The 13,949-nt window shown below is 44.7% G+C and carries 11 protein-coding genes; 1 reads left to right on the top strand and 10 read right to left on the bottom strand.

Annotated features, from left to right (window positions below):
- Positions 1-14 precede the first annotated feature (14 nt).
- The 7 genes from hslU to sucC form a co-directional block, all read right to left on the bottom strand.
- Entirely contained in the window at positions 15-1,415 is a 1,401-nt protein-coding gene (gene hslU, locus NV379_RS05970) for an ATP-dependent protease ATPase subunit HslU (RefSeq protein ID WP_258206379.1), read from the bottom strand.
- Positions 1,416-1,447: 32 nt separating this feature from the next.
- Entirely contained in the window at positions 1,448-1,990 is a 543-nt protein-coding gene (gene hslV / locus NV379_RS05975; protein WP_258206380.1) for an ATP-dependent protease subunit HslV, read from the bottom strand.
- 179 nt (positions 1,991-2,169) lie between these two features.
- Positions 2,170-3,492, bottom strand: coding sequence for an FADH(2)-oxidizing methylenetetrahydrofolate--tRNA-(uracil(54)-C(5))-methyltransferase TrmFO (gene trmFO, locus NV379_RS05980; RefSeq protein WP_258206713.1), 1,323 nt, complete (start codon positions 3,490-3,492; stop codon positions 2,170-2,172).
- A gap of 24 nt (positions 3,493-3,516) precedes the next feature.
- Positions 3,517-5,610 carry a type I DNA topoisomerase gene (gene topA / locus NV379_RS05985; protein ID WP_258206381.1) on the bottom strand — a complete coding sequence of 698 codons (2,094 nt, stop codon included), beginning with the start codon at positions 5,608-5,610 and terminating at the stop codon, positions 3,517-3,519.
- A 43-nt stretch (positions 5,611-5,653) separates the two neighbouring features.
- On the bottom strand, positions 5,654-6,754 hold the full coding sequence (dprA, locus tag NV379_RS05990; protein ID WP_258206382.1) for a DNA-processing protein DprA: 1,101 nt from the start codon (positions 6,752-6,754) through the stop codon (positions 5,654-5,656).
- 117 nt (positions 6,755-6,871) lie between these two features.
- On the bottom strand, positions 6,872-7,804 hold the full coding sequence (gene sucD, locus NV379_RS05995; RefSeq protein WP_258206383.1) for a succinate--CoA ligase subunit alpha: 933 nt from the start codon (positions 7,802-7,804) through the stop codon (positions 6,872-6,874).
- 64 nt (positions 7,805-7,868) lie between these two features.
- A complete protein-coding gene (gene sucC, locus NV379_RS06000) occupies positions 7,869-9,029 on the bottom strand; it encodes an ADP-forming succinate--CoA ligase subunit beta (protein WP_258206384.1) in 1,161 nt (386 codons plus the stop codon).
- A gap of 297 nt (positions 9,030-9,326) precedes the next feature.
- Here sucC and NV379_RS06005 point away from each other — a divergent pair, with 297 nt between their 5' ends.
- Positions 9,327-10,907, top strand: a complete 1,581-nt coding sequence (locus NV379_RS06005; RefSeq protein ID WP_258206385.1) for a YifB family Mg chelatase-like AAA ATPase — start codon at positions 9,327-9,329, stop codon at positions 10,905-10,907.
- Between the two features lie 160 nt (positions 10,908-11,067).
- On the opposite strand, the gene NV379_RS06010 is transcribed toward NV379_RS06005, so the two are convergent.
- Genes NV379_RS06010 through NV379_RS06020 form a run of 3 tightly spaced genes read right to left on the bottom strand, consistent with a single transcriptional unit; the run spans position 11,068 to position 13,939 of the window.
- Positions 11,068-11,454 carry a YraN family protein gene (locus NV379_RS06010; protein WP_308860259.1) on the bottom strand — a complete coding sequence of 129 codons (387 nt, stop codon included), beginning with the start codon at positions 11,452-11,454 and terminating at the stop codon, positions 11,068-11,070.
- Complete coding sequence (locus tag NV379_RS06015; RefSeq protein WP_373426080.1) at positions 11,454-11,828, bottom strand: EscU/YscU/HrcU family type III secretion system export apparatus switch protein; 375 nt, start codon at positions 11,826-11,828, stop codon at positions 11,454-11,456. Before NV379_RS06015 ends, NV379_RS06010 begins: the two co-directional genes overlap by 1 nt.
- Positions 11,825-13,939 (bottom strand): TP0910 N-terminal domain-containing protein, encoded by a 2,115-nt coding sequence (locus NV379_RS06020; protein WP_258206386.1) that lies wholly within the window; start codon positions 13,937-13,939, stop codon positions 11,825-11,827. The genes NV379_RS06015 and NV379_RS06020 overlap by 4 nt, the downstream gene beginning before the upstream one ends.
- Positions 13,940-13,949 lie beyond the last annotated feature (10 nt).

The raw sequence follows: 13,949 nt of genomic DNA on the forward strand, positions 1-13,949 counted from the left end.
TGTGAGTCGTGTTGTTACAGAATGTACTGACTTAGGTCACGATTTTGTGCGATCTCAGCTAATTTTTCTTTTACATATTCAGGTGTGATCACGATTTTCTCTAGGTTGATTTCGGACGCTTCAAAAGATAAATCCTCAAGTAGCTTTTCCAATATCGTATGCAATCTGCGGGCACCAATATTCTCCGTATTCTGATTCACTTCAACGGCAATTCGAGCCATTTCATGAACAGCATCAGGTGCAAATTCAACTTCGATCCCTTCCGTCTCTAAGAGCGCTGTATATTGCTTGGTCAGTGCATTCTTAGGCTCCGTTAGGATACGCACAAATTCGTCTAAAGTCAAATTACTTAACTCAACACGAATCGGGAATCGACCCTGCAGTTCCGGAATCAAATCAGATGGTTTGGCGATATGAAATGCGCCTGCAGCGATAAACAAGATGTAATCTGTCTTGATTGGACCATACTTGGTCATAATTGTTGATCCTTCTACAATAGGTAGTATGTCCCGTTGCACGCCTTCTCTTGAAACATCAGGACCTCCGCCTCTTCCAGAAGAAGCAACTTTATCGATCTCATCAATAAAAATGATTCCTGATTGCTCAGCAAGGCGTAGCCCCTCTTGAGTAACATCATCCATATCTAGCAATTTTTGAGCTTCTTCATGCGTCAGAACTTTACGCGCTTCTTTAATAGGAAGCTTGCGCTTCTTCGTCTTCTTCGGCATAAGTGAACCAAGCATCTCCTGCAAGTTAGCTCCCATACCCTCATTGCCTTGGGCGCCGAGTAAATCTAACATGTTTGGAGCGGACTCTTCAATCTCGACTTCAACTAGATCATTCTCCAATTCACCGCGAGATAGCTTTTCGGCCATGGCTGATCGTTTCTCCAAGATATCGTTATCCTTCACATCAGCTTCTTCATCTGTTTCTGCTTGATTGCCTCCACCAAATAACATTTCAAATGGATTTCTTTGCGTTTTTGCAGCTTTCGGGTTCGGAACCAGAATCGCAACAAGTCTATCATTAGCAAGCTTTTCCGCTTTTTCCTTAACTAATTCCATACGTTCGCTTTTAACCATCCGAATAGACGTTTCGAGCAAATCACGAACCATTGATTCCACATCACGACCAACGTAACCAACTTCCGTAAACTTCGTTGCTTCCACCTTAACGAATGGAGCACCGACTAACTTCGCAAGCCTGCGGGCAATTTCGGTTTTACCCACACCTGTTGGACCAATCATAAGAATATTTTTCGGTACGATCTCATCTCGCAGCGTCTCATCTAAGAGCGAACGACGATATCGATTACGTAACGCAACAGCGACTGATTTTTTCGCTTTCTTTTGACCAATAATATACCGATCAAGTTCCTCTACAATTTGTCTTGGCGTTAAAGCGGTCTTTTGCATGAAATCCCTCCTTATTCAAAGTGGGCTTACCATTAAATTTCTTCAACAATGATATTATGATTCGTAAAAACGCAAATATCTGCTGCCGTCTCCAGTGATGCTTTTGCAATCTCAGCTGCTGTCATGTTTGAAGCGTATCGATGCATCGCCCGACCTGCTGCGAGTGCAAAAGAACCCCCAGAACCAATCGCGGCAATCCCGTCATCCGGTTCAATAATGTCTCCATTACCAGAAATAAGTAGTAAACCTGAATCATCCATAACGAGCATCATTGCTTCAAGTTTGCGAAGTACGCGATCTTGACGCCAATCTTTCGCCAGCTCAACAGCTGCACGATGTAAATTTCCATGATGCTCTTCCAGTTTTCCTTCAAATTTCTCGAATAAGGTTATTGCGTCAGCAACCGACCCCGCGAATCCAGCAATCACTCTGCCTCTGTAAAGACGCCTTACTTTTTTAGCTGTTTGTTTCATCACCATCGAGTTACCGAACGTGATTTGACCATCACCTGCAATTGCACCCTTACCTTGATGACGTATCGCAAAAATAGTCGTAGCATGAAAAGTCGCACTCACCTGAATCACCTCTTGTCTCAAAATATTAATGGCTGAGAAAATGGTTTATGAAAGAAGAAGAGCAGCCAAAGCGTATACTCCTGCTGCTAATCTTATGGTTTCATTTGAAAGAAAAGCACAACTAATTGTGAAACAACAAAGAAAAGCCTTTAACATCTTAACACATCTAACATGCAAAGTCATTTTTGAATTGCAAGTTTTTGTGTTAATTCTCCAATTGTTTCCAAAGCGCGATTTGCAAGCTCTTCATTCTTTTGTTTTTTATTGCGAATTTTCTGAGCTGTAGGTGGTAACAATCCAAAATTGGCATTCATTGGTTGGAAGTACTTACCTTCCGCTGTCGTGATATATTGTGCCATGGACCCGATTGTAGTCTCTTTCGGGAATACAACAAGCTCCTCACCAAGCGCAAGTTTCGCTGCATTAATGCCGGCAACGAGTCCCGCTGCTGCTGATTCTACATACCCTTCAACACCTGTCATTTGACCTGCGAAGAACAATCGCTCTTGACCGCGGAACTGATAAGTTGGCTCAAGCAATTCTGGTGAGTTGATAAATGTATTACGGTGCATCACACCATAACGTACAAACTCCGCATTCTCAAGACCTGGGATCAAGCCGAATACACGTTTTTGCTCGCCCCACTTCAGGTGTGTCTGGAAACCTACTAAGTTATATAAAGTTCCTGCCGCGTTGTCTTGACGAAGCTGTACAACGGCATATGGCAATTCACCTGTATGCGGGTTCACAAGACCTACTGGCTTCATTGGGCCGAATAGTGCCGTTTGCTTACCACGTTTCATCATCACTTCAATCGGCATACAGCCTTCAAAGTAAATTTCTTTCTCAAACTCTTTAATCGGCGCAGTTTCCGCAGAAATAATAGCCTCATAGAAAGTATTAAACTCTTCTTCATTCATTGGGCAGTTCAGATAAGCTGCCTCACCTTTATCATAGCGGGATGCCAAGTATACCTTGTTCATATCAATGGAGTCTTTCTCCACAATTGGAGCAGCTGCATCATAGAAGTACAAATATTCCTTACCCATTAGCTCCTGCAAATGAGAAGACAACGCTGGAGAAGTAAGTGGTCCTGTAGCCACAACCACAATTCCTTCTGGTAGGGCTTCAAGCTCCTCATTCTTCACTTCAATCAATGGGTGATTGCGTAAGGTCGATGTAATTTTTCCTGAGAAACCATCACGGTCAACCGCTAATGCACCACCAGCAGGTACAGCATGCTGATCTGCACAGCGCATAATGAGGGAATCTAGTCTGCGCATTTCTTCCTTCATGACCCCTACTGCGTTACCGAGTCCATTGGAACGAAGAGAGTTGGAGCATACAAGCTCCGCAAATTGATCGGTAATGTGAGCAGGCGTCTTTTTGACAGGACGCATTTCGTATAATGTAACCGGTACGCCGCGTGAAGCAATTTGATAAGCTGCTTCACTGCCGGCAAGACCTGCTCCGATGACTGTTACTCTTGTGTTTTCTTTCATTTCATGATTCAAAACTTGACACCTCTAGTCTGTAGCTTCTTCTTGTACAACTTCTTCTTTGTGTGTGCATTCTGAACAATGCAGGAATACGCCTGCTTTCGTACGTTTTTCGGTCATTGGTGAACCGCAGTCTGGACATGGTTTAGAAGATGGCTTATCCCAGGAGATATAATCACATTCTGGGTAGCGATCACATCCATAGAAAATACGACCTTTCTTGGATCTGCGCTCAACAACTGCCCCTTCCTTACATTTCGGGCAAGTCACATCTATATTTTTCACGATTGGCTTCGTATTACGACATTCAGGGAAACCTGAGCATGCTAAGAACTTACCAAAGCGACCCATCTTGTAGACAAGATGTTTACCACACTTCTCACAAATTTCATCCGAAACTTCGTCTTGGATTTCAACTTCCTTCATTTCCTCTTCGGCAAAATCCAGACGTTTTTTGAAACCTGTATAGAAATCATCCAGTACACGAACCCAATCTTCTGTACCCTCTTCTACATGGTCAAGTTCACCTTCCATATGTGCAGTGAACTCTGCATCCAGAATTTCCGGGAAAAATTCAACCATAAGTTGAATCACAAGCTCTCCAAGTTCTGTAGGTACGAACTTCTTCTCATCGATTGCTACATAGCCACGTTTTTGAATCGTCTCAAGTGTTGGTGCATACGTACTTGGACGACCAATACCTAACTCTTCTAACGTACGAACAAGTCTTGCTTCGGTATAACGTGGAGGCGGTTGTGTGAAGTGCTGCTTCGGTTCAATATTTTGCTGTTCAATTGTGTCTCCTTTAGTCAATGGAGGTAACAACTTATCTTCTTCTGTTGTACCGTCATCATTGCCTTCCACATAAACCTTCATGAAACCAGCAAATTTAAGTTTGGACCCAACTGCGCGGAACATCGCGCTGCCAACAGCAATATCAATTGTCATCGTATCTAGAATCGCAGATGACATTTGCGAAGCGACGAAACGCTCCCAAATTAATTTGTACAGACGGAATTGATCACGGCTTAAGTACTCCTTGATCACATCAGGTTCACGCATTACGGAAGATGGACGAATACCTTCGTGCGCATCTTGTGCGTTACTATTCTTTTTCGTATATACACGAGGAGTTTCTGGAACATAGGCTTCCCCGTACTTGGACGTGATAAGTTCCTTCGCTTCCTCTTGTGCAACCGGTGAAATACGTGTGGAATCCGTACGCATGTAGGTGATCAAACCGACAGTTCCTTCTTTGCCGAGATCGATCCCTTCATAAAGTTGCTGCGCAACTGACATCGTCTTAGATGCTCTGAAGTTCAGTTTACGTGCAGCCTCTTGTTGCAGGGATGAAGTAATGAATGGAGCAGCAGGATTACGCAAGCGTTCCTTCTCTTTCACTTCATTCACTGTAAAGTTCTGCGCTTCAATTGCCGCTAAAACTTTCTTCACATCATCCTCTGAATGTAGCTCCTGCTTCTGTCCATTCATGCCATAAAACTTCGCTTCAAACTTCGCCTTGCCAGCAAGCAGATGAGCCGTAATCGACCAGTACTCTTCCGGTACGAATGCTTTAATCTCATTCTCACGGTCAATAACGAGTTTCACTGAAACCGATTGCACACGTCCAGCCGACAAGCCTTTTTTCACTTTCTTCCATAGTAATGGCGAAATTTTGTAACCAACGAGTCGATCAAGAATACGTCTAGCTTGCTGAGCATTGACAAGATCCTGGTTAATGACACGTGGAGTTTTAAATGCATCCTTGACTGCTTGCATCGTAATCTCATTAAATACAACACGACAAGGTTCATTCGCATTCAGTTCCAAATAGTGAGCCAAGTGCCACGCAATTGCTTCCCCTTCGCGATCCGGATCGGCTGCGAGATATACTTTTTTCACTTTTTTAGCAGCATCTTTTAGCTCTTTGAGTATCGAACCTTTTCCACGAATCGTTATGTACTTCGGTTCGAAATTATGCTCGACATCAACACCCGTTTGGCTTTTTGGAAGGTCACGAATATGACCCATAGACGCTTTCACAATAAACTTTTTACCTAAATATTTGCCGATGGTTTTGGCTTTGGCTGGTGATTCTACAATAACTAATGCATCTGCCATAGGTCGCCTTCCCCCTCTCGATTTTGAAAAATCCAAAAATATATTATAAAGCCATGTAAGTTGATCCCGGCAGTAGTACAATCTTTTTTTTCATGAGTAAGGATAACAGAACTGAATGTAAAAGTCCAAATTTATATGAAGTTAATTGAAGAAGTGCGTCCAGCGACCTAGGTTCTTCTATTATAATTCGATATACAATCGCTTCCTCACTCGTCAATTGCACTTCCCTTTCTTCTCCACCATGTTTCAATTGTTCTGCCTGTTTGGATAATGAAATCACATCTCTGTAATCCTCCAAAATATCATCAACACTGATTACCAGTTTAGCGCCTTGTTGAATCAATCGCAAACAGCCTCGACTATTGGGTGATGTAATTGGCCCTGGAACCGCGAATACATCTCTTGATGATTCTAGCGCAGAGTCAGCTGTGATAAGAGATCCACTGCGTTCTGCGGCTTCAACAACTACGACCCCTACGGACAATCCTGCAATGATCCGATTGCGCATAGGAAAAAGTCCCGGCAATGACTTTGTACCAATGGGATACTCGGAGAGGATGAGACCTCGCTCCTCAATTTCTTTATAAAGAGATGCGTTCTCTGGTGGATACACCACATTAATAGCTGAACCAAGCACAGCTATAGTGGAACCTTCTGCACGGAGTGTGCCACGATGTGCTGTTGTATCAATCCCTCTTGCCAGTCCACTCACAATTCCAAACCCTGATGATGCGAGTGAAAATGCAAGATCATCACAAACTTTCTTCCCGTAAACGGTAGGCATTCTTGTTCCAACCATTGCAAGAAGTGGCTTCTCGAGCAATTGAAGGTTCCCTTTATAATATAGTACCCATGGTGGCTGTGCAATTTCTTGAAGTTGTTTCGGATATGCAGCATCGTATGGAGTCAAATATCCAATATTCAACCGCCTATATTGTTCGGTCTTCTCTTCAAGCCACTTCACACTGTATGTGTTCACAATACTAGTTGCTTGTTTGGAACCAACGCCAATTTCAAGAAGTTGTTCATAAGATAAAGTTGGTAGGTTTTCTAACGTAATTTCACAAGCAATTAGATGCTTAATCGTCTTATAGCCAACACCTGATATTTGATCTAAGGCAAACAACAATTCCCGATTCTTCATTAATTATTCCTCCTTAAAATAAGAAAAGCTCCAAATTGGAGCCTAACTCCATATGTAATAAAAAAAACCTTCCATATCCTCGAAAGGAGATGGAAGGTTGCTTACCTTCTGTTTCAATTATTTCTTTGTGATGCACTGCTCAAGAAGGCCTTTTTCTTCAAGAACTGCTACAAGTGTAGAGCCCATTTCAGATGGAGTTGGAGCTACGCGAATTCCGCACTTCTCCATAACAGCTACTTTCTCAGCAGCTGTACCTTTACCACCAGAGATGATTGCGCCAGCATGACCCATACGTTTTCCTGGAGGAGCAGTTTGTCCACCAATAAAACCAACAACTGGCTTCGTCATGTTAGCTGCGATCCACTCAGCTGCTTCTTCTTCAGCTGTACCGCCGATTTCACCAATCATAATTACTGCGTAAGTTTCTGGATCTTCATTGAACATTCTGAGAATATCGATGAACTCAGAGCCTTTAACAGGGTCTCCACCGATACCTACTGCAGAAGATTGACCGATTCCACGAGCTGACAATTGATGAACCGCTTCATATGTTAATGTACCAGAACGAGAGATAACCCCTACGTGTCCTGGAGTATGAATGTATCCTGGCATAATACCGATTTTACACTCGCCTGGTGTAATAACACCTGGGCAATTCGGTCCGATTAGAACGGTCTTCTTACCTTCCATGTAGCGCTTAACGCGAACCATGTCTAGTACTGGAATACCTTCTGTAATACAGATTACAAGATCAAGCTCAGCATCTACTGCTTCCATGATCGCATCAGCTGCGAACGGAGGAGCTACGTAAATTACAGATGCTGTTGCACCTGTTGCTGCTTTAGCTTGGTTCACTGTATTGTAGATTGGAACTTGTTTCGTTTCGCCGTTAGCGAGTTCAATATCAAGCAATTGCCCGCCCTTACCAGGAGTAACACCAGCAACCATTTGTGTACCGTATTCAAGGCCGCCTTTTGTATGGAACAAACCTGTAGCACCAGTAATCCCTTGCGTGATGACTTTTGTATCTTTATTGACCAAAATACTCATGATTTTTGTTCACATCCCTTTCATTATTCGTTATGTCGTGCCTAATCGCTAGTTCTGAATGCGTTTACTTAACCAGATTAACGATCTTCTGAGCACCGTCTGCCATGGAATCAGCTGCAACAATGTTTAGGCCGGATTCGTTCAAGATTTGTTTACCAATCTCAACGTTCGTACCTTCCAAACGTACAACAAGCGGTTTATCCAAACCAAGTTGTCTCGCTGCTTCAACAACACCATTCGCAATGACGTCACAACGCATAATGCCACCGAAAATGTTTACAAAAATACCTTTTACCTTAACATCAGATAAAATGATCTTGAATGCTTCCGTAACTTTCTCTGTTGTAGCACCGCCCCCAACATCTAGGAAGTTAGCAGGGTCTCCACCGTAATATTTGATAATATCCATTGTTGCCATTGCAAGACCAGCGCCGTTAACCATACAACCGATGTTGCCATCAAGTGCGATGTAGCTAAGGTCAAATTTGGAAGCTTCGATTTCTTTCTCATCTTCTTCTTCCAAGTCGCGAAGTGCAACGATATCTTTGTGACGGAATAATGCATTAGAATCAAAGTTTAGTTTCGCATCAAGTGCCATTACATCGCCATCGCCTGTTACTACAAGCGGATTGATTTCTGCAATGGAGCAATCCTTCTCAACGAAAGCTGTGTATAAAGCAAGCATGAATTTCGCTGCTTTATTTACAAGCGCATCTGGAATATTGATTGCATATGCCAAGCGACGAGCTTGGAACATTTGCAAGCCTACAGCAGGATCTACCACTTCTTTGATGATTTTCTCAGGAGAATGTTCAGCAACTTCTTCAATCTCTGTGCCGCCTTCTTCAGAAGCCATCATCACAACACTGTTTGTTGCACGGTCGATAACTACACCAACATAGTATTCTTTCTTAATGTCGCAACCTTGTTCAATAAGTAAACGCTTAACTTCTTTGCCTTCTGGACCTGTTTGGTGCGTTACAAGCACTTTCCCAAGGATTTCAGATGCATAAGTACGTACTTCATCCAAGCTCTTCGCAACTTTCACACCGCCCGCTTTACCTCGGCCCCCAGCATGAATTTGCGCTTTGACGACAACTACGGAAGTGCCCAACTCCTGAGCAGCTTGTACAGCTTCTTCAACTGTAAACGCCACTTTTCCTTGCGGTACCGCAACGCCGTATTGTTTCAATACTTCTTTGCCTTGATACTCATGGATATTCATGTGCAAAATTCCTCCTATCGAAATGGTTCTATGTCTACTTCATAAAATCAGGTCTTGTGATTACTTATGAAATTGATCACTAAGCCTTTGATATTGTAACACTTTTTTTCGACAGTTGCCTTACTTTTTCAAAAAAATTCACACTTTTTATAATTACTTGTTAAATTAAATATGAACGAAGAAATGAGCAGGAAATGAGAGTAAAACGACGAATGAGGAATATAGCAATGAAGTCGATAAGGAAGCACCTTTCGTCTATGAAGCAATGATTCATGAGAGGATAGGTGTTTTTTTGATATGTATGGCAAAGTCATAAGTGCATGTTTACATGGTGTGGAGGGCAAGGGAATCGAGGTAGAAATTGATCTATCCAATGGATTACCACAAGTTAACTTAGTCGGGTTGCCTGATACGGCTGTGAAAGAATCAATCGAGCGTGTTCGTTCAGCGATTAAGAACTGCGGTTTCACGTTCCCAATGGAACGTATTACGATTAACTTAGCACCTGCTGATTTGCGAAAAGAAGGAACTTCCTTCGATCTCGCTATCGCTGCAGGTATATTAATTACAAGCAAACAGCTTGTATGCGATGAAATTGAACAAACCTTATTCTTAGGTGAGCTTGCATTAGATGGCAGCATTCGTCCTGTGCCCGGAGTGCTCTCTATGGTGCATTCTGCCAAACAGAGAGGCATGAAACGGATGATCGTCCCTCATGCAAATGCAGCTGAATCTCTACTAATCTCAGATATAGAAGTGTATGCCGTTCGAACGCTTCGCGATTTAAAGGATCTTGCAACGACTCGCGTTAAGCATGCGGATGAGCTTCAACCTGAGACGTCACTACCATCTCCTGGATTACAAACTCATTCCTCTAGCAAAGACTCTTATTTATTTGAAAAAGATGACTTTGCAGACGTACGTGGTCAACAAACTGCTAAACGCGCGATGGTTATAGCAGCATCTGGCATGCACAACGTGCTTCTAATTGGTCCACCTGGAACAGGTAAAACCATGCTCATCCGCCGTCTTCCGAGCATTATGCCGCTTATGGAGGAAGAGGAATCCCTTGAAGTGACAAAAATTTATTCGGCAGCAGGAAAGCTTACGAATCAATTGGAGACGATCATCAAGCGGCCCTTCCGCTCCCCTCATCACACTGTATCCGCAGCAGGTCTTGTTGGCGGTGGCTCCAATCCAAAACCCGGTGAAGTCAGTCTTGCCCATCGAGGTGTGTTGTTCCTGGACGAGCTTCCCGAATTTTCCCGAAATGTACTGGAAGTACTACGTCAACCTCTTGAAGATCGTATGGTAACGATCGGTCGTGCTCGTGCGGTATATACGTTCCCCGCACAATTGTTGCTCGCGTCATCAATGAATCCTTGTCCATGCGGATTTTACGGTTCTGGAGACTCGATTACACAGCCTTGTACATGTTCGCAACTCAAAATTCAACAGTATCGCTCAAGATTGTCGGGTCCATTACTTGATCGTATCGATATGCATGTGGAAGTGCCGAAACCGGATTTTGCCGTGCTCACTAGCGAGCAGGAATCGCTCTCCTCAGCAGAGATGGGTGAAATGGTGAATAGAGCCTTGAAAAAGCAGAGAGAACGCTATAAAGGGGCTTCCATACGTTTTAACAGTGAATTAAGCGGGAAACTGCTGCGGAAGGTTTGTAAATTAGATGAGCCGACTCAAAAAATGCTTGAACAGTCGTTTGAGATGTTAGGACTTAGCGTACGAGCACACGACCGTATTCTTAGGATTGCACGGACGATTGCGGACATTGAGAATAGCCCGAATATCGAATTGCCCCATTTGGCTGAAGCACTGCAATATCGGGCACTTGATAAGAAACAGCAAGATCATTACTGAAATTAGAGCGTTAAAACCAAGCAATGAAAAGATGATGGTATTCTAGGAAAGATTTATGTGTTAGACCTGAGGAGTTATGAGTTAGCAAGTAGATGAGCATTACGCTACATGATGTAGACGGATGCTCTTTTTTTATGAGGTTGGAAACTTCTTTCTAGAGTTAGAATGCACCGCAAATATGTTCCACCATGGAGAGCTCACCCTCCAGCGAGAGTTCCACCGTGATTACATCCATGCGGATCGGTTGATCGAACGCTGCACGTTGATACAAATATACTTGTGCGGTTTGACGTACTTGCATCTGTTTGCGGAAGCCAACCGACTCTTTGGCCGACCCAAAGTGACCTGTCATTCGTCTTGTACGCACCTCAACAAACGCAAGCACACCGTCTTTCGACGTAATAATATCGATTTCACCAGAGCGACAGCGCCAGTTACGATCGACAATACGATATCCCTGCTCGATCAAATAATCAGCAGCAATCTGTTCACCGTATCTGCCTGTCTGTTTACGTAAATCAGGATACTTTACTTTATGTTCGATTATTAATTCCTCCTCTCACTCAATCTTGAATCCGATCGATAAATGAAACTAAGTACTTCTGCAACCAGTTGATAGAGCTCAGTTGGAATTTCTTGATCCAAGTCAAGCTTGGACAACACTTCAACTAACGATTTATCTTCTTGCACTGGGATCCCATTCTCTCTTGCCTTCTGCAAAATCACTTCAGCTAAATGTCCTTTTCCCTTGGCAACAACTGTTGGCGCAGATTGTCCTGTACCTGGATTATAACGAAGAGCAACTGCCTTTTTCGCTGTAAAGGCAGTTTGCTCTTCTTGTCCATTTTCTTGTAATCGTCGATCCGAAATGGAATCTACTGGCGATGTATAAGTATGTGAGTTATGGTTAGAGCTTGTCATGCCCGATAGTCCACTCCTTTATATGGTTTGGGCATAAATAAAGGGCTAATTTCGCGATCACCTGTAACAGGGGATTGTTGCCCACTTGATAGCGCAGCCACTGTCTCTTGCGGGAAAGGCGAGCACTTCAGCGACAAGAATTGAAACCCGAGGTCATTCACTCCCTTGGCAATTTCATCTCGGAATCCTTCAATCAGATAACCGACTTCTTCATGATCATTATGTACATGCAAGGAGACGATTGAGTTCACGACATTCACATCTACAAGTGTATCGCCCATTGCACTCATCTGTAAATCAAATAGCAAACGACAATTGCTAGAGTCAAGTGTTCCCTTATCCCCTCTTCGTGATTGGATATGGACAGCAGCCGTCTGCTGGCCTTCCCCATTCGTGAAAGGAATAAACATCGTGACATGGGCAAAAGGGTTCGTTCGATCATTACTGAGCAACAGCTGTTGACCTGTAATATGCTGAACGGCGTTATGCATCGCTTCTTTCAAAGCTGGTGGAAGTTCATTCGATGCACTTAACGTAAGTAGTACGCTCTTGAGTGATTCTCGCGCTGCCTGTTGTATGGCTTGATCCCCTTGCGAAGTTGATGGCAGGATTGACCCTGCTTCTAGCGGGTTGATCGTCTTGGCAAGATAATTAATACCTTCGGTTGCATGGCGAACTGCAGTAGACCCTTGTGCACCCGTATTTGTATGTGAAAGTAACGAAGCAGGCTGCTCTGCGTCTGCTTGGTTGCCAGCAACTGTAGGAGTTGACCCCGTTTGCACCATTGTTGATGCAATCGCATGACCTGTTGCTGTAGCTTGCTGTGATGGTTGATTCGATTGATTGGTCTGTGATGATGCATGAGCTCCAGCGTTCGTTCCTACTGCTTGAGCTGCCCCAGAATTTACGGACGGTGAAGGACTTTGTGTGCCTGTTGGACTAACAAGCGTCTGGATTGGGTTAGCTAATTGACCAGCGGTCTTTGCAGTTAATGTCGAAGATTGCAGCACCTGCCCAGTGTGCGGCGCATCGGGTTTGACTTGTCCAGCAGAAGTCGCTTGCTGACCAGTGGGTGCATCAGGCGCCCCATCCACGGCGCCTGCAGATGTTCCGTTAGCCAGCACAGCCTTGGCTAACAGATTCTCGTGCTCAACGCCTAGCAGCTTGAGCACGCCGCCAATCCAGCCCCCAGCGGGGCTCGGGGCTGGAGCCGCTGCCCCCGGCGTATTCGCACCGCCGGGGCTAGCCCCCTGCCCATGTGCCTGCTGCGCATGGGCGATCACACCCGTCCCACCACCAGCGCTAGACGCGGTGGCGGGACGGGTGTCCCCGCGCGACCCTGCCGCATGCATAGCGGCTGGGTCGCGCGCCATGCTGCCAGCGGCGGGCGCTTGCGCCGCTGAACTACCCGCAGCGGTCGTACCGCGCTGCGCAGATCCTACAGCCTGCTCAACTTCGTGGAGCAGGCCAATCGCCTTCGCGAGCGCTGTGCGCACGTCGCTAGACAGCGTTTGTCCCATATCTTTTAACACCGACTGAATACCCGCTTCAAGCTTCCCTAAGTGTTCTGTCAGCGTGGGTCCAGTCATCGCCTCTAACATCGCATTGACAGTCGATGGACTAAGCGGAATGCCTCTCGCCTGTGCCACCGCAGCTGCGCCTACCCATGCTTTTACATCCACATGGACAGGCTTCTCCGCAAGCAGCGTAGCAAACTTTTGTACATTCTCTTTCGTTAAAGGAACGCCTGCTTCCTGCATATGACTTAGCATTTCTCGATTTGCTTCTGTATTGGTTACACCGAACGATTTTAACAGTTCACCACGAGTTGCTGCATTACTAATCATCTCTGAATTAGGAATCGGTTTAAGAATAATTTCGCCGCTCTCGGTCTCACCTTGCACCTCGAGCATCGTTGTATCCCCTTGATTAATCGGCGTTTCGAGCTTCGCACGAACTTGCACACCGTTAATGGCAACCATCGCCTCTTGATTACCCAGATCACGAACCACAACACCGCGCACCACGCTGCCTTGTTTCATATCCAGCACTTTTGCCTGCGAACCTTGCGGCTCACCCATAACCGTGCGAATCAAACTCCCAATATTCATCCTGCCTGCC

This window comes from Paenibacillus radicibacter (assembly GCF_024721995.1).
In the GTDB taxonomy this organism is placed as follows: Bacteria; Bacillota; Bacilli; order Paenibacillales; family NBRC-103111; genus Paenibacillus_AM; species Paenibacillus_AM radicibacter.

What these genes read in the sequence shown, in the direction of transcription:
- hslU (WP_258206379.1), bottom strand. Translation starts at nt 1,415, where the DNA reads ATGCAAAAGACCGCTTTAACGCCAAGACAAATTGTAGAGGAACTTGAT.
- dprA (WP_258206382.1), bottom strand. Translation starts at nt 6,754, where the DNA reads ATGAAGAATCGGGAATTGTTGTTTGCCTTAGATCAAATATCAGGTGTT.
- NV379_RS06020 (WP_258206386.1), bottom strand. Translation starts at nt 13,939, where the DNA reads ATGAATATTGGGAGTTTGATTCGCACGGTTATGGGTGAGCCGCAAGGT.
- sucD (WP_258206383.1), bottom strand. Translation starts at nt 7,804, where the DNA reads ATGAGTATTTTGGTCAATAAAGATACAAAAGTCATCACGCAAGGGATT.
- NV379_RS06015 (WP_373426080.1), bottom strand. Translation starts at nt 11,828, where the DNA reads ATGACAAGCTCTAACCATAACTCACATACTTATACATCGCCAGTAGAT.
- topA (WP_258206381.1), bottom strand. Translation starts at nt 5,610, where the DNA reads ATGGCAGATGCATTAGTTATTGTAGAATCACCAGCCAAAGCCAAAACC.
- sucC (WP_258206384.1), bottom strand. Translation starts at nt 9,029, where the DNA reads ATGAATATCCATGAGTATCAAGGCAAAGAAGTATTGAAACAATACGGC.
- trmFO (WP_258206713.1), bottom strand. Translation starts at nt 3,492, where the DNA reads ATGAAAGAAAACACAAGAGTAACAGTCATCGGAGCAGGTCTTGCCGGC.
- NV379_RS06005 (WP_258206385.1), top strand. Translation starts at nt 9,327, where the DNA reads ATGTATGGCAAAGTCATAAGTGCATGTTTACATGGTGTGGAGGGCAAG.